General features: G+C 58.5%; 22 protein-coding genes. 11 read left to right on the plus strand and 11 right to left on the minus strand.

The genetic code is table 11. From position 1 onward, the window contains the following. Positions 1-191: 191 nt before the first annotated feature. On the minus strand, positions 192-929 hold the full coding sequence (locus HCF10_RS26900; protein ID WP_131699048.1) for a substrate-binding periplasmic protein: 738 nt from the start codon (positions 927-929) through the stop codon (positions 192-194). Positions 930-1130: 201 nt separating this feature from the next. Between HCF10_RS26900 and HCF10_RS26905 the strand changes: the two genes are divergently transcribed. Further along, the gene (locus HCF10_RS26905; RefSeq protein ID WP_167656769.1) at positions 1131-1583 is read left to right on the plus strand and encodes a GNAT family N-acetyltransferase; all 453 of its coding nucleotides are present in this window, start codon (positions 1131-1133) and stop codon (positions 1581-1583) included. Between the two features lie 105 nt (positions 1584-1688). Here HCF10_RS26905 and HCF10_RS26910 read toward each other — a convergent pair whose 3' ends face one another. The 3 genes from HCF10_RS26910 to HCF10_RS26920 are packed head-to-tail and all read right to left on the minus strand — an operon-like array spanning position 1689 to position 4653. Continuing rightward, entirely contained in the window at positions 1689-1985 is a 297-nt protein-coding gene (locus HCF10_RS26910; RefSeq protein ID WP_167656770.1) for a winged helix-turn-helix domain-containing protein, read from the minus strand. Between the two features lie 19 nt (positions 1986-2004). Further along, complete coding sequence (locus HCF10_RS26915; protein ID WP_027606033.1) at positions 2005-2505, minus strand: M48 metallopeptidase family protein; 501 nt, start codon at positions 2503-2505, stop codon at positions 2005-2007. 42 nt (positions 2506-2547) lie between these two features. Continuing rightward, positions 2548-4653, minus strand: a complete 2106-nt coding sequence (locus HCF10_RS26920) for a putative bifunctional diguanylate cyclase/phosphodiesterase (protein WP_131699045.1) — start codon at positions 4651-4653, stop codon at positions 2548-2550. Positions 4654-4961: 308 nt separating this feature from the next. On the opposite strand from HCF10_RS26920, the gene HCF10_RS26925 reads away from it, so the two are divergent. From HCF10_RS26925 to HCF10_RS26940, 4 genes are all read left to right on the plus strand, one after another. Continuing rightward, positions 4962-5627 (plus strand): polysaccharide lyase family 7 protein, encoded by a 666-nt coding sequence (locus HCF10_RS26925; protein WP_131699044.1) that lies wholly within the window; start codon positions 4962-4964, stop codon positions 5625-5627. Between the two features lie 321 nt (positions 5628-5948). Then, entirely contained in the window at positions 5949-6242 is a 294-nt protein-coding gene (locus tag HCF10_RS26930; protein WP_145336878.1) for a fructose-bisphosphate aldolase, read from the plus strand. Between the two features lie 444 nt (positions 6243-6686). Next, positions 6687-7943, plus strand: coding sequence for a carbamoyltransferase C-terminal domain-containing protein (locus HCF10_RS26935; RefSeq protein ID WP_167656771.1), 1257 nt, complete (start codon positions 6687-6689; stop codon positions 7941-7943). After that, the gene (locus tag HCF10_RS26940) at positions 7927-9138 is read left to right on the plus strand and encodes an MFS transporter (protein WP_167656772.1); all 1212 of its coding nucleotides are present in this window, start codon (positions 7927-7929) and stop codon (positions 9136-9138) included. Before HCF10_RS26935 ends, HCF10_RS26940 begins: the two co-directional genes overlap by 17 nt. A gap of 113 nt (positions 9139-9251) precedes the next feature. On the opposite strand, the gene fba is transcribed toward HCF10_RS26940, so the two are convergent. The 6 genes from fba to tkt form a co-directional block, all read right to left on the minus strand. Beyond that, positions 9252-10316: a class II fructose-bisphosphate aldolase gene (fba, locus tag HCF10_RS26945; RefSeq protein ID WP_053128086.1), complete on the minus strand. Its 1065-nt coding sequence runs from the start codon at positions 10314-10316 to the stop codon at positions 9252-9254. Between the two features lie 245 nt (positions 10317-10561). Continuing rightward, positions 10562-10894, minus strand: a complete 333-nt coding sequence (locus HCF10_RS26950) for an MliC family protein (protein ID WP_027606036.1) — start codon at positions 10892-10894, stop codon at positions 10562-10564. A 60-nt stretch (positions 10895-10954) separates the two neighbouring features. Next, positions 10955-11182 (minus strand): hypothetical protein, encoded by a 228-nt coding sequence (locus HCF10_RS26955; protein WP_167656773.1) that lies wholly within the window; start codon positions 11180-11182, stop codon positions 10955-10957. 29 nt (positions 11183-11211) lie between these two features. Further along, positions 11212-12375: a phosphoglycerate kinase gene (locus HCF10_RS26960; protein ID WP_053128082.1), complete on the minus strand. Its 1164-nt coding sequence runs from the start codon at positions 12373-12375 to the stop codon at positions 11212-11214. Between the two features lie 17 nt (positions 12376-12392). Beyond that, the gene (gene epd / locus HCF10_RS26965; protein ID WP_131697455.1) at positions 12393-13448 is read right to left on the minus strand and encodes an erythrose-4-phosphate dehydrogenase; all 1056 of its coding nucleotides are present in this window, start codon (positions 13446-13448) and stop codon (positions 12393-12395) included. A gap of 138 nt (positions 13449-13586) precedes the next feature. Continuing rightward, positions 13587-15584 (minus strand): transketolase, encoded by a 1998-nt coding sequence (gene tkt, locus HCF10_RS26970; protein WP_167656774.1) that lies wholly within the window; start codon positions 15582-15584, stop codon positions 13587-13589. A gap of 272 nt (positions 15585-15856) precedes the next feature. On the opposite strand from tkt, the gene HCF10_RS26975 reads away from it, so the two are divergent. The 5 genes from HCF10_RS26975 to HCF10_RS26995 all read left to right on the plus strand — a co-directional run bounded on the left by HCF10_RS26975 (position 15857) and on the right by HCF10_RS26995 (position 20844). After that, positions 15857-16852, plus strand: coding sequence for an ArsR/SmtB family transcription factor (locus HCF10_RS26975; protein ID WP_131697456.1), 996 nt, complete (start codon positions 15857-15859; stop codon positions 16850-16852). Between the two features lie 19 nt (positions 16853-16871). Further along, positions 16872-18062, plus strand: a complete 1191-nt coding sequence (gene metK, locus HCF10_RS26980; RefSeq protein WP_053128075.1) for a methionine adenosyltransferase — start codon at positions 16872-16874, stop codon at positions 18060-18062. A gap of 209 nt (positions 18063-18271) precedes the next feature. Further along, complete coding sequence (locus tag HCF10_RS26985; protein ID WP_131697458.1) at positions 18272-18622, plus strand: DUF1090 family protein; 351 nt, start codon at positions 18272-18274, stop codon at positions 18620-18622. A gap of 95 nt (positions 18623-18717) precedes the next feature. Further along, complete coding sequence (gene ligB, locus HCF10_RS26990) at positions 18718-20382, plus strand: NAD-dependent DNA ligase LigB (RefSeq protein WP_167656775.1); 1665 nt, start codon at positions 18718-18720, stop codon at positions 20380-20382. A 66-nt stretch (positions 20383-20448) separates the two neighbouring features. Next, entirely contained in the window at positions 20449-20844 is a 396-nt protein-coding gene (locus HCF10_RS26995; RefSeq protein ID WP_131697460.1) for a DUF1090 domain-containing protein, read from the plus strand. Between the two features lie 6 nt (positions 20845-20850). Here HCF10_RS26995 and HCF10_RS27000 read toward each other — a convergent pair whose 3' ends face one another. After that, on the minus strand, positions 20851-21300 hold the full coding sequence (locus HCF10_RS27000) for a c-type cytochrome (protein WP_131697461.1): 450 nt from the start codon (positions 21298-21300) through the stop codon (positions 20851-20853). A gap of 128 nt (positions 21301-21428) precedes the next feature. Here HCF10_RS27000 and mltA point away from each other — a divergent pair, with 128 nt between their 5' ends. Next, positions 21429-22613 (plus strand): murein transglycosylase A, encoded by a 1185-nt coding sequence (mltA, locus tag HCF10_RS27005; protein ID WP_145336883.1) that lies wholly within the window; start codon positions 21429-21431, stop codon positions 22611-22613. The last annotated feature ends 92 nt before the right edge of the window (positions 22614-22705 follow it).

Consider the following 22705-nt stretch of genomic DNA (forward strand, 5'->3'; position numbering starts at 1 on the left):
GGGGGACTCTTGGTTCCAGGGCATGATCAGTTACCTCCTGATCATGCGTATTAGCCTGTAAACCATGTCCCCGGTTAGAAATGTAAACGATGTCCCCGGTTTGTACCGGGGCAAGCCCCCTCCCACATGTTGACTGTGTTCACAAATCAAAACTGTGGGAGGGGGCTTGCTCCCGATGAGGCCCACAGGCATTACATGCCATGGGCCTTCATCAACCGCGCATAACTGCCATCGGCCTTCATCCTGGCAATCTCGCGGTCAAAACCGGCAACGATCTGCGCATGCTCAGGGTGCTTCAGGCTGACCAGAATATGCAGGCTGTTTTCGCTCAGCGGCGTGGGTAAGAATTCCACCGAATTGCGCACCCGCGCCGATTCCCGCGACAGGTAATAGCGCGCCACATACTCATCCTCCACCGTCAGCCGCACCCGCTGCGCCGCCAGCATGCGCACCGCCATGGCGAAGTTATGCACCGGCACTTTCTGCAACTGCACATCCCCATCGAACGCCGCCGAATAGGCATAACCGCGCACCACGGCAATGGGATAGTCGTGCAACTGTTCCAGGTTCTGAAATTCAATGGGATCGTCACGGCGCTTGATGAAACGCACGCGATTGAGCAGGTATTCACCGGAGAACTGCCCCAAATGCGTACGCGCCTCGTCGTACCAGGCGTTGACCAGCACGTCATAACGCCCGTCGCCCACGCCCATCAGCGCCCGCGCCCAGGGCACCTGTTCGAAGTCACTGGCGTAACCCGCGCGGGCCAAGGCCGTGGTGACAATGTCGGTCGCCAACCCACCATTGATCAAGGTGGAATCGGTAAAGGGTGGCCAGGCATCCGCGACCAGGCGCAAACGCTGTGCGTACACAGGCATCGCCAGCAAAAACACTCCAATCAAAGCAACGGCACGAGACAATCGCGGCATGCTCAACGTCCTTGGGGGGCAGGCGGTGGCCTTAGCTCAGGCAGTGCCTGAGGTTCTAACATTAGCTCAGATTACACAAAGAAACGGACGTCGAGAGCACTCAATGATGGCAAATTGATTTCATTCACAAAAATAGTTGATTTAGACACCGCTGCCCGTCGCGCTTACTATCCAGAACAGACATTTACGTGAGAACACACCATGACAGTCGATTGGGTCTGCAAGCATCACACTGACCTGGGCAAGGAGCAGCTGTACGCCATTTTGCGTTTGCGCGGCGAGGTCTTCGTTGTCGAACAGAAGTGCGTCTACCAGGACATCGACGGGCAAGACCTGGCGGGCGATACCCACCACCTGATGGCTTGGAAAGACGACGAACTGGTGGCCTACCTGCGCCTGCTGGACCCGGAGTCCCAGGGCGGCGACGTGGTGATCGGCCGGGTGATCGTTGCGCCGGTTGCACGGGGCACCGGGCTGGGGCACCAGATGATGGAAGAAACCCTCAGGCAGATTGAGGATATCTGGCCCGAGACGCCGATCTTCCTGTCAGCCCAGGCACATTTGCAGGGGTATTACGGGCGGTATGGGTTTGTGGTGGCGGGTGAGGAATACCTGGAGGATGACATTCCACATATCGGGATGCGGCGCGCTTGAGGCTGCCATCGGGGGTAAGCCCCCTCCCACATTTTGAATGTATTCACCGTTCAAACTGTGGGAGGGGGCTTGCTCCCGATAGCGTCGGCCCAGCCACCGCTGAACTCAGGGGTAATCCAGAACCCGCTTGATCTGACTGAGATTCCCCTCGATCCACCCCCGATCAATCGCGCCCCAGTCGCGAATCCGATAGTGCCCGGCATGGTTGCGGGCCCCCTCTTCCTGCTCGAACTCACACACGATATCCAAGTCGGCCAGCGCCGCAATCGTGTCCTGCGCGGTGCGCCGGGGCATGCCGGTGACGTCGGTCAATGCCGGGACGCTGCTGGCCAGCCCACTGTCGATCAGGTACGCCACGTACAGGCGGCGGTAGAAGCTGCTTTTGGTCTTGCTCACATCCATGGTCAGTCGCCTTGTGCGGTCAGGGTTTGCCCTGCAGGTCGCGATACGTGAGGTACACCCGCAGGTCAAATTCCACCTGGTGGTAGCCGGGCATCATGTAGTCGCAGAGTTTGTAGAACGCTTTGTTGTGGTCCGATTCCTTGAAGTGCGCCAGCTCGTGAACCACGATCATGCGCAGGAATTGCGGTGCGGCCTCTTTGAACAGCGAGGCAATGCGGATCTCTTTCTTGGATTTGAGGTTGCCGCCCTGCACCCGTGAAATTGTGGTGTGCAGGCCCAGGGCGCGGTGGGTCAGGTCCAGGCGGTTATCGAACAGCACTTTGTCGATGGCCGGCGCGTTGCGCAGGTGTTCCTGCTTCAAGGCCTGGGCATAGGCGTACAGGGCTTTGTCGCTCTGCACCCCATGGCGGTCGGGGTAACGCTGCTCCAGATAGGCGCCCAACTGGTCCTTGGCGATCAGTTGGCGTACTTGCTCCTGGAGGGCTGCGGGGTAGGCCTGGAGGTATTTCAGCGCGGTCATTGGGGTCTGCAACAGGATTCGAATGGCGCCAGTGTAGCGAATTCAGCGCACGCGAGCGCGCGACCAGTCGAGCACTTCTTCGGCTATCAACGGCTGCGCCGCCCACGGCCCCTGGATAAACGGGCAACCCTGGGCCTTGAGCCACTGGGCCTGCTCCTGGGTTTCTACACCCTCGGCCACCACGACCACCTCAAAATGCCCGCACAGCTCGATAATGCTGCGCGCCATCGCCGCATCCCGCACCGAGCCCGGCAGCCGCGCAACCAATTGCGGATCAAGCTTGAGCGTGTCGAACGCCAGGTCGCGCAAATGCGCCAGGGAACACTGCCCCGAACCGAAGTCATCCAGGGCGATACGCACCCCGATACGGCGCAGCAACTTGAGCTGCTTGGCGGCCTCTTCCAGGTTACTCATCAGGCAGTCCTCGCTGATTTCCACCTCCAGCTGACGCCCCTGCAGCCCATGTCGCTCCAACACCTGCTGCAACTGATTGGCCAGGTTAGGCGTATTGAATTGGCTGCTGCTCAGGCTCACGCTCAGCACCAATTCATCGTCGAACGTCGCCTGCCAGGCCTGGCGCTGGGCCGCAACCTGCTGGTAAATCCAGGCGCTCAGTTGGCTGATCAGCCGCGCCTCTTCCAGCAACGGCAAAAAAAGCCCCGGCGGCACATCGCCGACGCTGGGGTGTTGCCAGCGCAACAACACCTCAACGCCGCGCAGGCGGCCATCCACCAGCGAGACCTGAGGTTGATAGACCAAGGTGAAATCCTTGTTCTGAATCGCCGTGCGCACGCTGTCTTCGAGCATCAGCCGCGAGCGGGCGCGCCCGTTCATTTCCTGGTCGTAATAGCGATACTGCTGACGGCCTGCGCGTTTGGCTTCGTACATGGCGATGTCGGCCGCACGCAACAACCCATTCAAATCCGAGCCACAGTCCGGGAAGGTGGCGATGCCGATACTGACGCCGAGCATGACATCCAAACCATCGACCTGCTGGCACGCAGAAACTCGCTCGATCAGTTTTTCCGAAATTTTTGCCGCCTGCTCCGGGAACTCAAGCTCCAGCAACGCAGTGAATTCGTCGCCGCCCATGCGGCCGAGAATGTCGTAGGAACGCAGACAGCCCTGCAATTGCTCCGAGACCCAGCGCAGAACCCGGTCGCCGGCATCATGGCCCAGGGAATCGTTGACCCGTTTGAAGCCGTCAAGGTCCAGGTACAGCAGCACCAGGGCCTGCTCTGTCCGCTCGCTGCGCAATAACGTGTTTTCCACCGCCTGGTAAAAACCGCGCCGGTTCAGCAGCCCCGTCAGCGGGTCGGTCACGGCCTGGAACTCCAGCTGCTGGTGCAGGTGGCGCACTTCGGACATATCCAGCACCGTCACCACCATGGCCTTCTGCTCAGCCGGCAGCGGCGCGCAGGACAACGCCACCGGCACTTGCTGGCCACGGCCGGTACGCAGGAGCGCATCGTGCAGGCGCCAGGTTTCACCCCGGCGATAGCCGGCGAACATCTGCGACTCCAGCCAGACGGGCACATGGGGTTTTTGCAGGAACCTCAGGAAGTCCTGGCCTTGCAGTTCCTGGATCGTGGCATTGAGCAGGCGCGAAATCGCCGGGTTGGCGTATTCGATCACGCCCTCTTCACTCACCACCAGGATGCCCTCGGCGGCGTTATCCAACACCGACGCATTGAACGCCCGGGCGGACTCCAGGTCATGGCTCAGGCGCTGCAAGGCCCGACGGTTGCGCTGGTGCTCCAGCAACGCCTGGACCTTAGGCTTGAGAATGTGCGGGTCGAAGGGTTTGAACAGGTAGTCGATGGCGCCGCTGGCGTAGCCTTCCAGCACGGCGGCGGGCGATTGGGCGTTGGCGCTTAGAAAGATGATCGGGGTCATGCGCGTGCGGTGACTGCCGCGCATCAAGCGGGCAACTTCGAAGCCGTCCATGCCGGGCATCATCACATCCAGCAGCACCAGGTCGACATCATGCTGCAGCAGCAACTCCAGGGCTTCCACCCCGGACGCAGCGGTCACCACCAGCCAATCATCGCGTTGTAGAAGCGCACACATGCTGATCAGATTTTCAGGGTAGTCATCGACCACCAGAAGAACCGAACTGCCATCGCCATGAGGTGGAGCGCATTCCATGCTAGGTCTCTTCCTTAGGTCTACTCCGGTCACTTCTGAGAGAAAACCCGGACAAACATTGAGGCCTCACTCTAGCCCCGGTTCCTGAAAATCAGAAGTGACGTGGATGCCATCATTGCGCCAAAGTTCAGTCAGCCGACTAACGGTCAACCTCTACAGCCCACGTTTCACGGGAAACATGGCTTTTTGGCATTCCTTTGGCGCCAATAAATTGCCAGTAAATGTTTAACAACTGGCCGACCACCGCCTATAAAGAACCTGTCAGGCCCCCGGGCCAAAGCCTTCACCCCCTGTAAAAGGCCAACGCCATGATCGACCTCTCCACCTGGAACCTGAGCATTCCGGTCGGCTCCCCGCCCGCCACCATCGATACCCCAAAACTGATGAGCGGTTTCAACGACCAATACTTCCAGGCCGAAGGCAGCAACGTGCAATTCTGGACACCGGTCACCGGCACCCGCACCGAAAACGCCGTGTACCCACGCAGCGAACTGCGCGAAACCTACGCCGACGGCCGCCTGCGCAACTGGACCTACCCCGAAGCCGATAACTTCCTGCGCGCCACCCTCGCGGTCAACCAGGTGCCCTCCAGCGGCAAGATCGTCATCGGCCAGATCCATGCCTATGACAGCCAGAAGCCGCTGATCAAGCTCGAATACCAGTTCAAGGAAAAGACCCAGACCGGCAACATCGTCGCCAAGGTGCGCATGCGCCCGGATGAAAATGAAAGCCGCGTGATCATCGTCGCGTCCAATGTGCCGCTGGAGAAAAGCTTTACCTACGTGATCAACCTCAACAAAGCCGGGCTGCTCAGCGTGTACGCCGCCGACAGTGAGTGGAACGAACGCATCGGTGCAGCGTGGGCGGCCAAGCCGCTGTACTTCAAGGCGGGCGCTTATGTGCAGGACAACAGCGGGGACAGCAAGGAAGGCGCAAAGGTGACGTTTGCGAAGTTGGATATTGATCACGAGTGAAGGGACTGGCCTCATTTCGAGCAGGGATTGTCTGATGGCGTCAGAGACTATTCCCCCCTCTTGAACAGCCACGAACCCTGTAGGAGCCTGGCTTACCCGCGATGGCGGAGTGTCAGCCACTATTTCCCGCGACTGACACTCCGCCATACCGCTAAACGACGAGCGCTTTTGCGCCCAGCGTATATTTTATGGTGGCTGTGTGTGGGAGACCTTCGGGTCTGCCGGGTCTTAACTCCTCGGTCTGCGAACCCGCGCACCGCTGCCACCCAATTTGTTTCGCAGCAAACGGTGGTCATTCTTTTCTTGAGTTAAGGATTTGCCATGAACGCCCCACTACCACCCCGTCGCTTCACCCCCTGCACCAAAACCGCCACCGATTACCCCGTACTCCTGATCGACAGCGACGCCCCGCTGCTCGACCTCCACGCCTGCCTGCGCGAACGCCTGAACGCGGCCCTCGAGCACCTCAACCTGATCGCCTGCTCCAGCCTGCCGGACTTCGCCGAGCGCGACCTGAACAACCTGGCTAACCCCGCACGTATTCTGGTGCAGGACGTCAGTGATTTGTTCCGGGTGATTGAGCACCGGGGTTTTGATACACCACCTCAGAGCTGATCCCTTTACGGCCGCAAAAAATAACCTTGAATGTCACTCATACAAGACTTGTTGCAAACAAAGGTATTGAAATGCTGTATTGAACGGACATTTCAAGACCATCAAGTATTCAATTGAAAACAGTTTCCTCACGCATTCGTCTGAGAGGGCTGGATAGATACTGGCTTCTTACAATTTTTTATGCCATGCAACTAAACAATATGTTTCATGAATGAACTACTCTACAGATCAAATAGCAAGCACAGAGTAGGAAAATTAACTAAGAAATATCCGACAATCATAAGCGATTAATCACGCGCATAACGCCACGAGAGCACATAAAAATTATTGACAAGCAAAATTACCTCCTTACGGTTCAATGGCATCGCAATTGTGCGGAGCGACACTAAAAGGAACTATATATGAAACGCGTATTTATAGAGCCGACCCTCAAAAATCAATCGAATGACGCCTACACCAACCCTCATTTCACCATCAAGATGGTTACTGTTCCTACCTACACGGGAAGGCCACTTCGGCGCATTTTATCGAATTGATAAAGATGTAAATATCACACACTTAGGTCGAGTAATTGACGACCCCGGGGATAGATTTGCATTTTTATATGGGCTGGCTGACCCAACGTTTAATTTAGGAGCGGGCCAAATTCGCTTGAGCGATGCGGGGAAGCTCATGGCGCTGGCTGCCTATGGAAAAAATGGCCAACTCGATGAAGAAGGCAAAGCCATTATCGCTACGTTGCTCAATAAAAACTCAGACTTCAGAAAAATAAATAAACACCAGTTTCAAAGTAGCGCTTATTTCAACATGGGACTTGACGCGCCCCGTTTCGCATCACTTGCCTACCATTTTTCAAACGCGATATTTAAAATTTTTCACGATTTTGCAAAAACTATAGTTGTTGATGATGCCCCCTTATTAATTGTCGGAGGGTGTGGATTAAATTGCGACTGGAATTCAAAGTGGATAGAAACACGGCTTTTCTCTGATGTGTTTATTCCCCCGTGCACAAACGACAGCGGTTCCGCTATAGGCACAGCCATTGATGCGATGTTATACACCAGAGGGCTTGCCAAGGTCACGTGGTCGCCCTATGCGGGGGAGCTCTCACATGACGACCTCGAAGGCACTGATTACTTTGTTAAAGAGCCCTATTATCCACGGCGCGTAGCAGAATTGCTTAATGCTGGTTACATATTGGGCTGGGTACAAGGCCGGTATGAGATGGGCCCGAGAGCACTCGGCAACCGTTCGATATTAGCGGCACCGTATCCTAGAGAAAATCTTGCGAAATTAAACGCTATTAAAAATAGAGAAGGGTTTCGACCTATCGCACCGGTATGCTTGGAAGAATGCCTTGCCGATTATTTTTACCCCGTTCACCCGTCGCCCTATATGCTGGAATTCCGCACTGTGGTATCAAACGCCATACCGGCTGTGACGCATATTGATAACTCCGCTCGTCCTCAGTCAGTTAATAACTTTCAGAATCCTAGAATGCATGAGTTACTAAACGCGTGTCGGGACGTGTCAGGAGTAGGTGTACTCTGCAACACCTCACTGAATTTTAATGGCCGTGGCTTTATAAATAAACTAAGTGACCTCCACCGTTTTGCGAATGAGCACAGACTTGATGGATTCGTGTTTGAGAATAGTCTTTTTTTAAAGAGTGTAGGCCACAATAATGAAAAACCCACATAAACTCATTTGCGTGCAAGCACTATCCAGTCTGTCATTATGGCTGGATATCTTTCTAGTATTTACTGTACCCGTCTATAGGTGGCAGGCCTCGCCCTCATCAATAGCGATGCTGGCCTTTTGTTTAGGCGCGCCTATGCTATTTCTTGGTCCCGTAGTAGGAACGCTCATAGATCGACAGGACGTTAGAAAAACATTGCTTGTGGGGGCGATGCTCCGTATAGCTTCCACTATTGGCCTCGCATTTTCGCCAAACTTTAATGTGTTTTTAGGGCTGCTTGTTTTAAAGAGCATTTCAAACCTTATTTACTTTCCCTCAATCACCGTTGCGGTACAGCAGTTGATCAGCACCGACGAACGCAAGTCTTTCTTTAGTTCTGTGAGCTTGTTAGATCAATCTTCGAAAATTCTTGCTCCTTTACTGGCAGGTTTGCTAACCGTGATATTGTTACCTAATAATATTTTCTTCCTATCGGCGGCCTCGGTATTTTTTAGCCTTCCAATTCTGGTGTCTCTCTGCGCAGCAATCCAACCGAAACTTGAATGCGCACCTTCGAAGGTTATTTCGTTATATCGGGATATATTAAGAGGTTTTTCTATATTTAAACTACTTCCCTTCCAACTCCGCGTTGGCTTTTTATATTCTTTACTGACCTCATTAGCCCTGGGAGTTTACGACCCGCATCTCGCTTCCTTTTTAGCGCATGAAGGTTTGCCGCCCGTTGTTTTTTCAATGATCATTTCTGCAACCGCTGCGGGCGCCGTAGGGGCGGCACTGTTGGTAAAATTTAAACTTAAGACTGTCGATGAGGTGGTAATCCGAACATACGCCTTAATTATTTTTTCGATTGCATTATTGGTAACTGCAACACTCACACATTTACAAATACCCGGCAGGCAATTTCTTTATCCCGTAGTTTGGTTTATCAACGGATTTGGCTATGAGCTATTAATAATTTCTTCAAGCATAATTCTTCAACAATTGTGCCCTTCTGAAAATATTGGAAGGGTATCTACATCCTTTAGAAGTGTCCAAATCCTCTGCGTTATCATCGGACCGATTTTAGGAACGGCGTTAATAACTGCTGGTGATCGAGCAACACCTTTTGTTATGGCAGCCTGCGCTGCTTTTTTCACCGCTTCAATTTCAACTGCGGTTTATTTCCTTTACTACCGAAAACCTGTCTACGCCCCTTGAGCCTCACAAGCAGACCCACAGCTAGTTGGGTATAACATTTAAATTAACTCAATAAAAATCCTGCCCACAAAAAAGCCCGCATCGCTGCGGGCTTCTCAATTAACGCGTTAGGCTTAGTTGACCTTAGCGTTCAACTCACCCTTCAAATACCGCTGGTACATCGCTTCCAACGAAACCGGCTTGATCTTCGAAGCATTGCCCGCAGTACCGAAGGCTTCATAACGTGCGATACATACGTCACGCATCGCGGTCACGGTTGCGCCGAAGAATTTACGTGGGTCGAACTCGCTCGGGTTGGTGGCCATCAGGCGACGCATCGCGCCGGTGGACGCCAGGCGCAGGTCGGTGTCGATGTTGACCTTGCGCACGCCGTACTTGATGCCTTCGACGATTTCTTCAACCGGTACGCCGTAGGTTTCTTTGATGTCGCCGCCGTACTGGTTGATGATCGCCAGCCATTCTTGCGGTACCGAGGAAGAGCCGTGCATCACCAGGTGGGTGTTAGGGATGCGCTTGTGGATTTCCTTGATGCGGTCGATAGCCAGTACGTCGCCGGTCGGTGGCTTGGTGAACTTGTAGGCGCCGTGGCTGGTGCCGATGGCGATTGCCAGGGCGTCCACTTGGGTCTTCTTGACGAAGTCGGCAGCTTCTTCCGGGTCGGTCAGCATCTGACTGTGATCCAGCACGCCTTCGGCGCCGATGCCGTCTTCTTCACCGGCCATGCCGGTTTCCAGGGAACCCAGGCAACCCAGTTCGCCTTCAACCGAAACGCCGCAGGCATGGGCCATGGCCACGGTTTGTTGGGTTACGCGCACGTTGTACTCGTAGTCGGTCGGGGTCTTGCCGTCTTCACCGAGGGAGCCGTCCATCATTACCGAGCTGAAACCCAGTTGAATGGAGCGCTGGCACACGTCAGGGCTGGTGCCGTGGTCCTGGTGCATGCACACCGGGATATGTGGGAATTCTTCGATCGCAGCGAGGATCAGGTGACGCAGGAAAGGAGCACCGGCGTATTTGCGCGCACCGGCCGAAGCCTGGACGATCACTGGGGAGTCGGTCTTGTCAGCGGCTTCCATGATGGCGCGCATCTGCTCAAGGTTGTTGACGTTAAAGGCTGGGACGCCGTAGCCGAACTCGGCTGCGTGGTCCAGCATTTGACGCATGCTGATAAGTGCCATTGTGTTGTCTCTCCCGGTCGAGGGTCGTTAATCGTGCAAGCCTGCCGTAGCGGCGGCTGCTATTCAAGTTATTGCAGGTCAGGCTTTGCATGCCTGGCGTGCTGAATCGTTATTGCTGATGTGGGAGGGGGGCTTGCCCCCGATGACAGCCTGTCAGTGATGACTCTGTTGGCTGATCCACCGCTATCGGGGGCAAGCCCCCTCCCACACATTTTGGTCTCATCGATGGTGAGGCCGCGTTCTATTTACTGGGCCTTGCAGCCGCGCCCGATCAAATCGTCGGTGGCAACCCAGTAAACCAGGCCTTCCTCACCTTTTGTGTGAAACGCCAACTGGTCGTTGCTGTACAGCACGCCCGAAGCCGCCACATCCTGTTTGAGACGATAAACCTGGTCGGAACCGCCGAGGCGTACATCCACCTCACTGCGGGCCTGGTTGGCGAAGCGCCAGTTGACCTCGGCCTTGCTGTCGCAGGTCCAGGTGGTCCACTTACCTTCCGGCTCTGCCTTGTTGAACATGTTCATGCTGCTGCAACCGGCCAATAGGGCCAGGGCTGCCAGGGCGAAAACGCCTTTCATAGCCAATCCTCGCAGCGGGGCCAAAGGCCGCCGATGCCGTCGGTTAGTTGATCTGACCCGTCAAGGGCAACCCTGTTCCTGACCGTTGGGCGCAGAGTCATATCTCTCCAGCCGTTCGTTGCCGATACGCTTGTTAATCACCGGCATGGTTTCGGCTTGCCAGTCAGCCTGGTAGCAGGCTTTTTTCTGCTCCGAGGCAGGTTTCCCTGCCGGCGGGGCTGCGCTTGGCGTGCTGCCGCAGCCGGCCAACAGGCCCGCTGCGATCACCATTGCCAACGACTTGATCATGGGAATGCTCCTTTTCCGGATCACGAGCCTTAGCCTTTGGCTCGGGTTTCCAGCACTTCAACGGCCGGCAGGACTTTGCCTTCGACGAATTCGAGGAATGCGCCGCCACCGGTGGAAATGTAGGAGATCTGGTCAGCGACGCCATATTTATCGATGGCCGCCAGGGTGTCGCCGCCACCGGCGATGGAGAATGCCGAGCTTTCTGCGATGGCCTTCGCCAACACTTTGGTGCCGTTGCCGAACTGGTCGAACTCGAACACGCCGACCGGGCCATTCCACAGGATGGTCTGGGAGGCTTTCAGTAGTTCTGCGAAGTTGGCTGCGGTTTGCGGGCCGATGTCGAGGATCATGTCGTCGGCGGCCACGTCGGCGATGAGCTTGACGGTGGCCTCGGCTGTTTCAGCGAATTCCTTGGCCACCACCACGTCCACCGGCAGCGGCACGCTGACCTTGGCGGCAATGGCGCGGGCGGTATCGAGCAGGTCCGGCTCGTACAGGGACTTGCCCACCGGGTGGCCTGCTGCAGCCAGGAAGGTGTTGGCAATGCCGCCGCCGACGATCAACTGGTTGCAGATCTGGCTCAGGCTGTTGAGCACGTCCAACTTGGTGGACACCTTGGAGCCGGCAACGATGGCAGCCATCGGTTGGGCCGGAGCGCCCAGGGCTTTGCCCAGTGCATCCAGTTCAGCCGCCAGCAATGGGCCGGCAGCCGCCACCTTGGCGAACTTGGCCACGCCGTGGGTCGAACCCTCGGCGCGGTGGGCAGTGCCGAAAGCGTCCATCACAAACACGTCGCACAGGGCGGCGTATTGCTGGGCCAGTTCGTCGCTGTTCTTTTTCTCGCCTTTGTTGAAGCGCACGTTTTCAAACAGCACGATGTCGCCAGGCTTAACGTCAACGCCGTCCAGGTAGTCAGCCACCAACGGCACGTCACGGCCCAGGGCCTTGCTCAGGTAGTCGGCTACCGGCTTGAGGCTGTTTTCGGCGGAGAACTCACCTTCGGTCGGGCGACCCAGGTGGGAGCAGACCATCACGGCCGCGCCTTTTTCCAGGGCCAGCTTGATGGTCGGCAGCGAGGCCAGGATTCGCGCATCGCTGGTGACAACACCGTCCTTGACGGGGACGTTGAGGTCTTCGCGGATCAGTACGCGCTTACCTTGCAGATCGAGGTCGGTCATCTTCAACACGGTCATGGGTGGCAGTTCCTGAATTACTGTTGAGGTTGTTTAGAGGCGATATGCAGATAATGTTCCGCAACGTCGAGCATTCGGTTGGCAAAGCCCCATTCGTTGTCGAACCAGGCCAGGATGTTCACCAGCCTCGGGCCGGAAACGCGGGTCTGGCTGGCATCGACAATTGCCGAATGCGGGTCATGGTTGAAATCACAGCTGGCGTGGGGCAACTCGGTGTAGGCCAGCAAGCCTTTGAGCGGGCCGCTGGTGGCGGCGTCGCGCAGGATCCGGTTGACCTCCACGGCATCGGTGTCGCTGACGGTTTGCATGGTGATGTCCAGGCAGGACACGTTCACCGTCGGCACCCGTACGGCTTTGGCCTGGATTCGCCCGGCAAGTTCCGGCAGCAGGCGTTCAATGCCGCGGGCGAGGCCTGTGGACACCGGAATCACCGACTGGAACGCCGAGCGTGTGCGGCGCAGGTCTTCATGGTGATAGGCGTCGATCACCGGTTGGTCATTCATTGCCGAGTGGATGGTGGTGATCGACACGTAGTCCAGGCCGATCGCCTGATCCAGCAGGCGCAACAGCGGCACGCTGCAATTGGTGGTGCAGGAGGCGTTGGACACCAGCAGCTCATTGCCGGTCAGGCAATCCTGGTTGATGCCGAAGACGATGGTGGCGTCGACATCCGCCTCGCTGGCCATCGGCTGGGAAAACAGCACACGCGGAGCGCCGGCGTCGAGGAAACGCTGGCCATCGGCACGGGTGTTGTAGGCACCGGAGCATTCCAACACCAGGTCGACGCCGAGCGCCGCCCAGTCGATGCCCTCGGGGGTGGCACTGCGCAATACTTTCACGCAGTCGCCGTTGATATGCAGACAATCGCCTTCGACCCGCACTTCGCCGGGGAAACGGCCGTGGGTGGAGTCAAAGCGTGTCAGGTATTCGATGCTGGCCATGTCGGCCAGATCGTTGATCGCGACAATTTCAAACCCGGCTGCCGCCCCTCGCTCGAACAGAGCACGCAAGACGCAACGACCAATGCGGCCGTAGCCGTTGAGTGCAACTTTGTAGGGACGCGGTTGGGGCATGGGGTTCTCGATCAAGGTTAGTTCGGTGTTGAATGCAGTATCGCCATCGCGGGCAAGCCCGCTCCCACAGTAGACCGAGATCCAAATGTGGGAGCGGGCTTGCCCGCGATAGCGCCAGTACAGACAACGCAGACTGACTTAGTCTTCCAGCAGCTCTTCAGCCTGACCCAGGATGTTTTCCAGGGTGAAACCGAACTCTTCGAACAACGCTGGCGCCGGCGCCGACTCACCGTAGGTGGTCATGCCGATCACGCGGCCTTCCAGGCCCACGTACTTGTACCAGTAGTCGGCGTGAGCCGCTTCGATGGCGATACGCGCGCTGACCTGCAACGGCAGCACCGATTGCTTGTAGCCGGCGTCCTGGACTTCGAACACGCTGGTGCACGGCATGGACACAACGCGCACGTTACGGCCTTGGGCAGTCAGCTTGTCGTACGCCTGAACGGTCAGGCCCACTTCGGAACCGGTGGAGATCAGGATCAGCTCCGGCTCGCCGATGCAGTCCTTGAGCACGTAGCCGCCACGGCTGATGTCGGCGATCTGCGCGTCGGTACGCACCTGGTGTTGCAGGTTCTGACGGGAGAAGATCAGCGCCGAAGGACCGTCCTTGCGCTCGATCGCATGCTTCCAGGCCACCGCGGATTCCACCGCGTCGGCTGGGCGCCAGCAATCCAGGTTCGGCGTGGTACGCAGGCTGGTCAGTTGCTCGACCGGCTGGTGCGTCGGGCCGTCTTCGCCGAGGCCGATGGAGTCGTGGGTGTACACATGGATCACACGCTTCTTCATCAGCGCGGCCATACGCACGGCATTACGTGCGTACTCCATGAACATCAGGAACGTCGCGCCGTAAGGCACCAGGCCGCCGTGCAGGGACACGCCGTTCATGATGGCGCTCATGCCGAATTCGCGCACGCCGTAGTACATGTAGTTGCCGCTGGCGTCTTCGGCCGAGACACCTTTGCAGCCCTTCCACAGGGTCAGGTTGGAACCGGCCAGGTCAGCCGAACCGCCGAGGAACTCAGGCAGCAGCGGGCCAAAGGCGTTCAGGGTGTTCTGGCTGGCTTTACGGCTGGCGATGGTCTCGCCCTTGGCCGCGACTTCGGCGATGTAGGCCGAGGCTTTTTCCGAGAAGTCGGCAGGCAGATCACCGGCCAGGCGGCGCACCAGCTCATTGGCCAATTCAGGGAACTCAGCGGAGTAGGCAGCGAAGCGCTGGTCCCACTCGGCTTCGGTGGCCAGGCCTTTTTCCTTGGCATCCCATTCGGCGTAGATGTCGGCCGGGATTTCGAACGGGCCGTGGTTCCACTTCAGCGCTTCGCGGGTCAGGGCGATTTCCGCGTCACCCAGTGGGGCGCCGTGGCAGTCTTCTTTACCTTGCTTGTTCGGCGAGCCGAAGCCGATGGTGGTCTTGCAGCAGATCAGGGTCGGCTGCGCGCTCTTGCGGGCGGTGTCGATGGCGGTCTTGATTTCTTCCGGATCGTGGCCGTCGACATTGCGGATTACCTGCCAGTTGTAGGCTTCGAAACGCTTAGGGGTGTCGTCGGTGAACCAGCCTTCGACTTCGCCGTCGATGGAGATACCGTTGTCATCGTAGAAGGCGATCAGCTTGCCCAGGCCCAGGGTGCCGGCCAGGGAAGCAACTTCGTGGGAAATGCCTTCCATCATGCAGCCATCACCCAGGAACACGTAGGTGTGGTGATCGACGATGTCGTGGCCAGGGCGGTTGAATTGCGCGCCCAGGACTTTTTCTGCCAGCGCGAAACCTACGGCGTTGGCCAGGCCTTGGCCCAGGGGGCCGGTGGTGGTCTCCACGCCTGGGGTGTAGCCGAATTCAGGGTGACCCGGAGTGCGGCTGTGCAGCTGGCGGAAGCTCTTGAGGTCATCAATGGTGACGTCGTAGCCGGTCAGGTGCAGCAGCGAGTAGATCAGCATCGAGCCGTGGCCGTTGGACAGCACGAAGCGGTCACGATCGGCGAACGACGGGTTGCTCGGGTTGTGTTTCAGGTAATCACGCCAAAGTACCTCGGCGATATCCGCCATGCCCATCGGGGCACCGGGATGGCCGCTGTTGGCTTTTTGCACGGCATCCATGCTGAGGGCACGAATGGCGTTGGCACGCTCACGACGGCTGGGCATCGCTGTTCTCCTGAGGATTTTGAAGAGTGAATGATTAAAAGAAACGGAAAAAAGGACCGGCATTTTCCCTCAGCCACCGCCTGCGGGCAATGACAGATAGTCACTTGCAGGTGTTTTTCCTGTGCTTTGGGCGGCAATCGCTTGCAGAAACCTTTAACCGCTTCGTCTAAAGGTTATAGCGGCTGCTTATAACCGCCACTTATCGACCAATATCAAAACTTTTTGATATTGGCCTTGCGAGGATACCCACCCGTCACTAGACTGCTGGTCTTATGAACCTACCCGTGCCCACCCTGCGTCCTGACGACGGCGAAGACCTGGCAGCCTTGTGCAAGGCCGCTGGCGACCCATTGCGTCTGAACGTACTGCGCGCACTGACCAACGATTCATTCGGCGTGCTGGAACTGGCACAGATCTTCGCCATCGGCCAGTCCGGCATGAGCCACCATCTGAAGGTGCTGTCCCAGGCCGACCTGGTCGCCACCCGCCGCGAAGGCAATGCGATTTTCTACCGCCGCGCCCTGCCCCACACCGACCTGCTCGGCGGCAAGCTGCACGCCGCCTTACTTGAGGAAGTGGACAGCCTGAGCCTGCCAAATGACGTGCAGTCACGCATCGGCCAGGTCCACGGGCAACGGGCCGCCGCGAGCCAGGACTTTTTCGCACGGGTTGCCGACAAATTTCGCGCCCAACAGGACCTGATCGCAGGCCTGACCCAATACCGCGACAGCGTACTGGCGCTGCTGGACAAGCTGAGCTTCAGTGAAGGGGCCACGGCACTGGAAGTTGGGCCTGGGGATGGCGGCTTCCTGCCGGAACTGGCGCGCCGCTTTCAGCAAGTCACGGCGCTGGACAACAGCCCGGCGATGCTCGAACTGGCGCGCCAGCTCTGTGAGCGCGAGGCGTTGGGCAATGTCAGCCTGCAGTTGGCTGATGCTCTGAGCAGCACAACGATCAAGGCCGATTGCGTGGTGCTGAACATGGTCTTGCACCATTTCGCAGCCCCCGCCGACGCTTTAAAGCAAATGGCCGGGTTGCTGCAACCCGGCGGTAGCCTGTTGGTTACGGATTTATGCAGCCACAACCAGAATTGGGCCAGGGAGGCCTGCGGTGATCTCTGGTTGGGTTTTGAACAGGACGATCTGGCCCGTTGGGCCACCGCTGCGGGACTCGTTCCCGGGGAAAGCCTCTATGTAGGTTTACGTAATGGTTTCCAGATCCAGGTCCGCCACTTTCAGCGACCGACTGGCGACACTCACCATCGGTAAATATCAGGAAAACATCGAGATGAGCGAATACTCCCTTTTCACCTCCGAGTCCGTGTCTGAAGGGCATCCGGACAAAATCGCCGACCAGATTTCTGATGCGGTGCTGGACGCCATCATCGCTGAAGACAAGTTCGCCCGTGTGGCGTGCGAGACCCTGGTGAAAACCGGTGTAGCGATCATCGCTGGCGAAGTGACCACTACCGCTTGGGTTGACCTGGAGCAGATCGTTCGTGACGTGATCACCGACATCGGCTACAACAGCTCCGACGTCGGTTTCGACGGTGCGACCTGCGGCGTGATGAACATCATTGGCAAGCAGTCGCCCGACATCAACCAGGGCGTCGACCGTGCCAAGCCGGAAGACCAGGGCGCCGGCGACCAAGGCCTGATGTTCGGCTACGCCAGCAACGAAACCGAGGTGCTGATGCCGGCACCGATCACCTTCTCGCACCAGCTGGTGCAGCGTCAGGCCGAAGCGCGTAAATCCGGCCTGCTGCCTTGGCTGCGCCCGGATGCCAAGTCCCAGGTGACCTGCCGCTACGAAGGCGGAAAAGTGGTCGGTATCGACGCCGTTGTACTGTCGACCCAGCACAACCCGGACGTTTCCTACGCCGACCTGCGCGAAGGCGTAATGGAGCTGATCGTCAAGCACGTGCTGCCGGCCGAACTGCTGAGCAAGGACACCCAGTTCCACATCAATCCCACCGGCCAGTTCATCATTGGCGGCCCGGTAGGTGACTGCGGCCTGACCGGTCGCAAGATCATCGTCGACAGCTACGGCGGCATGGCCCGTCACGGCGGTGGCGCGTTCTCCGGTAAAGACCCATCCAAGGTTGACCGTTCGGCCGCTTATGCCGGTCGCTACGTGGCCAAGAACATCGTAGCTGCCGGCCTCGCCGAGCGTTGCGAGATTCAGGTGTCCTACGCCATCGGCGTGGCCCAGCCTACGTCGATCTCGCTGAATACCTTCGGCACCGGCAAGATCAGCGATGACAAGATCGTCAAGCTGGTGCGCGAGATCTTCGACCTGCGCCCTTACGCGATCACCACCATGCTCGACCTGCTGCACCCGATGTACCAGGAAACCGCAGCCTACGGCCACTTCGGTCGTACCCCTGCGCAGAAGACCGTCGGTGACGACACCTTCACCACCTTCACCTGGGAAAAAACCGACCGCGCCAACGACCTGCGCACTGCCGCCGGCCTGTAATCGCCCACGGTACATAAAGCCTCGCCGGGTTTGCCCGGCGGGGCTTTTTTATTGCGGGACTCTCTTCACATTTTTTGGATCCAATGCTTGCAGGCGAAATAATGGCCCTCTAGAATCCGCGCCCTCTCGGGCCTCTACCTTATTTGGATATTGCCCTGCGCCAGCCCGGGATTCATAAGTGCGCAGGCAATCGAACATTGAGGTTTTTCATGCGCATCTCCCCGCTCGCCCCTGCCGCCCTTTTGATCAGCCTGTTCGCCCTGTCGGCCCACGCCGCCGACCTGAGCGCACTGAGCGGCGCCCTGGGCTCCCAGTTGGGTGTCAGCAACGCTGGCGACTGCCAAAAGCAATCCGCAGACCTGCAAACCAAGATCGATGCGGCCGAAGCCAGCAACGACAGCTTGAAAGTGAAGGCCTTCAAAGCGGCGCAAGACCAGATCAACAAAGGTTGTGACAAACTCTCTGAAGCCCAAGCCAAAGCCGACGCCAAGCAGCAAACCCAGGAAGCCAAGGCTGATAAGCCTGATGCCGTGAAAGCACTGGGCGGTCTGTTCAAGTAAGCCGAAACACCTGGTAAAAAGCCCCGCATCGTCGGGGCTTTTTTGTGGGTGAAGGGATCATTTAGGCTGGGCGCCCCTTTCGAGCAAGGATGCTCATGATGCGTTTATTGATTGCTCTTCTACTCAGCGCCCTACCCTTTTCGGCCTGGGCTGAAAACTGCCCCGATGAGGCCCGGACCCAGGTCGACACCCTGGCCGAACAAATCCGCCTGTGGGACGACAGTTACCACCGCCTCGGCCAATCCGCCGTCAGCGATGAACTCTACGACCAGGCCCGCCAGCGTCTGGCCCACTGGCGCCAGTGTTTCTCACAAGCCACCACCCAACCTGACAACCCACTGGCCAGCGCCCGGGGCACCTTGCCGCATCCGGTCGCCCATACAGGCCTGAAAAAACTGCTGGATGAACAAGCCGTCGGCGCCTGGCTGAACACACGACAAGACGTGTGGATTCAACCCAAGGTCGACGGCGTGGCGGTGACCCTGGTGTATCGCCAGGGCCAGTTGAAGCAGTTGATCAGCCGAGGCGATGGCGCACTCGGCCAGGACTGGTCAGCCTCCGCGCGCAAAATCCCCGCCATTGTCCAGCAACTGCCGGAACCCATCGATCTGGTGCTGCAAGGCGAGCTCTACTGGCGCCTTGACGAGCATGTGCAATCGGCTCGTGGCGGGCTCAACACGCGCAGCAAGGTGGCTGGAATGATGAACCGCCGGCAGTTGAGCGACACCGACGCCGCCGGCATCGGCCTGTTTGTCTGGGCCTGGCCGAACGGCCCCGCTGCCTTTGCCGAACGCCTGGCCACCCTGGCACGCTGGGGGTTCACCGACAGCCAGCGCTATAGCCAGCCAGTCCAGAACATCGCCGAAGCCGGGCACTGGCGCACTTATTGGTACAACCACCCACTGCCCTTCGCCAGCGACGGGGTGGTGCTGCACCAGGCATTACGCGCACCTGCCGAGCGCTGGCAGGTCAGCGCGCCTTATTGGGCGGTCGCCTGGAAGTACCCCGCCTCCAAAGCCCTGGCTCTGGTGCGCCAGGTGCAGTTCAAGATCGGCCGCACCGGACGCATCACCCCCATTCTGGAACTGGAGCCTGTGCGCCTGGACGACCGCCGGATCAGCCGGGTCAACGCTGGCTCCTTGAAGCGCTGGCAGGCCTTGGATATTCGCCCGGGCGACCAAGTGTCCGTGAGCCTGGCGGGCCAAGTGATCCCTCGGCTGGACCAAGTGATCCTGCGCAATACCACCAGGGTCGAGCTGCCAGTGCCCGATCCTCGGGACTTTCACGCGTTGAGTTGCTGGCAGCTGGACCCCGGCTGCGAAGAACAGCTGCTCGCACGCCTTACCTGGCTGAGCGGCAACCAGGGCCTGGCATTGCCGCACATAGGCCGCGAGACGTGGAACATATTGATCCAGGCCGGTCTAATCGCAGGCTTTCTCGATTGGTTAACCCTGGATGCGGCAGAGCTTGCTAACATTGATGGCTTCGGTGAGCGCAGCCGCACGCGGCTGCTCCACAGCCTTCACAGCGCTCGGCAACGCCCCTTTGCACAATGGCTCAAGGCCTTGGGTGTACCGCCTGCGGCACGTAACAACCTGGAAGGCGACTGGCAGACGCTGGTCGCCAGAGACACCCAGGCCTGGCTGGCCATTGATGGCATCGGCCCGGGCCGCGCGGCGCAACTGAGCGCTTTTTTTCGCGACCCACACGTACAGACCCTGGCTGAAACATTACGCGTGGCCGGAATAGACGGTTTTTGAACCCAACCCAGCCACCTTTGAATCACAGCAGAATTCACCCTGCTATTTGCGCACCTGGAGCTCCACATGAAATTCCTCGCCCCTTTCGCCCTGTTGACCGTCGCAAGCTTCATGGCCACGCCACTGCTGGCCGCCGAAGAAGCCACCCCACTCACCGGCTGTGCCGCCAAACGCCAGGCCATCAGCACCCAGATCGAACAGGCCAAGGCCCACGGCAACAGCGACCAGCAAGCCGGCCTGGAAAAAGCCCTGAGCGAAGTCACCGCCAACTGCACGGATGCCTCCTTGAGGAAGGAGCGCGAAAACAAGGTACTCGACGCCAAGCACGAGGTCAGCCGCCGTCAGGCCGACCTCGACAAGGCGATGAAAAAAGGCGACGCGGACAAGATCAACAAGCGTAAGGACAAACTCGCCGAGTCACGCAAGGAACTGCAGGACGCCGTGGAAGAACTCGACCAGTAAAACCGGTCAGTGATCCCGAAATTGTTTATGGCAGGCACTGCAGGCATCTTCGACTTTCTGTACGGCAGGCGTAAGGTTGCTGGCCTTGTAGGGCTGCACCTGGCTGGCGATCACCAACTCACCGGTGGCCGCTTCCAGGTCGCGAGCCAGTTGCTGAAACTGCGCCTGCTTTTGCCACACGTCGTCCTTGGCACTGGTGTGATCCTCTTCGCGTACGCTCGGAAAGTGTTTCCACGGTTCATGGGACAGCGCATCGAGCTTGACCGCGCCTTCGGCGAATTTCGCGCCATCGAAGGGGATGCGCCCACGCAGCATGCCGCCCAGGTCTTCGCCGGTCTTGAGCATCTGCTTGAAGATCGCCTTACGCTGGCCCAGGGGCGAATTCGGGTCGACACCGCCGCAGGCGGACAGCGTCAGGCAGGCCAACAGCACAAGTGTAATTTTTTTAAAAGTCATGGTGGCTCAGGGTCACGGGAAACGGCGGCCAGTATCCTCGCCCCGCCCGTAAAGACCAATAGCCCTATTAATAATAAGGATTGCCCACAGGCGCTGCGGCGCAGGCAATCGCTTCAGGAACTGTTTGCATGAATTTCACATTGAAACACTGGAGCCGCCGCCTGGCGTGGGCTCTGCCGATAATTGCACTGCTGGCAGGCTGTGACGCGGGTAAAGACGCCGGCAAAGATGAAACTGTTAAACCCCACGCCGTGGCCACCTACGTGAATGCCCCTTGGGAGGCTTTGCCGAGCGTGTCCGACTCCGACTTGCTGGCCGGTTTTGAATCCTGGCGCAGCGCCTGTCAACGCCTCAAGGCAGACCCGGTATGGGGCGCGACCTGTGCCGCAGCAGCCAGCGTGCCCGGCGATGCCGTAGCGGTGCGCGGGTTTCTCAAAGAGCGCCTGGATGTGTTCGGCCTGCGTTCGGCTGATAACACCCCCAACGGCTTGATCACCGGCTACTACGAACCGGTATACCCCGGTAGCCTGACCAAGACCGCCGCCGCTCATGTGCCCGTGTATGGCGTGCCGGATGACCTGATCATCGTCAATCTGGAAAGCATCTACCCGGAACTCAAGGGCAAGCGCCTACGCGGCCGCCTCGAAGGCCGCGTGCTCAAGCCCTATGACGATGCCAGCGCGATCAACGGCCAAGGCTCCACCGCCAAGCCGATTGCCTGGCTGACCAACCCGATGGACCTGCAATTTCTGCAGATCCAGGGCTCGGGCCGCATTCAACTCAAGGACGGGCGCCAGCTGCGCGTCGGTTACGGCGACCAGAACGGCTACCCCTATCGCCCTATCGGCCGTTGGCTGGTGGAGCAAGGCGAGTTGAAGAAAGAAGACGTGACCATGGGCGCCATCAGCGCTTGGGCCAAGGCGCACCCGGAGCGCATCCCGGAACTGCTGGCGAGCAACCCCAGCTACGTGTTTTTCAGCGCACGCCCCGACAGTAATGAAGGTCCACGCGGTTCGCTGAATGTGCCGTTGACGGCCGGTTACAGCGTGGCGGTGGATCGCAAGGTGATTCCGCTGGGCAGCCTGTTGTGGCTGTCGACTACCAAGCCCGACGGCTCGCCATTGGCACGCCCCGTCGCCGCGCAGGACACCGGCGGTGCAATCACCGGTGAAGTGCGCGCGGATTTGTTCTGGGGCACGGGTGATGCTGCCGGAGAGTTGGCGGGAAACATGAAGCAGCAAGGGCAGATCTGGATGCTGTGGCCCAAGGGCGCGGCATTGCCGCAGGTGCCGGATGCACCTACCGGAACCTGACACTCGCCGAAAACACCCCGTAGGAGCGAGCTTGCTCGCGAAAAACGTCAACGATAACGCAGCGCTTTCTGGCAGCCCGCGTCGTCTGTTCA

Origin of the sequence: Pseudomonas sp. B14(2022) (assembly GCF_012030485.1) — a bacterium.
Classification (GTDB): domain Bacteria; phylum Pseudomonadota; class Gammaproteobacteria; order Pseudomonadales; family Pseudomonadaceae; genus Aquipseudomonas.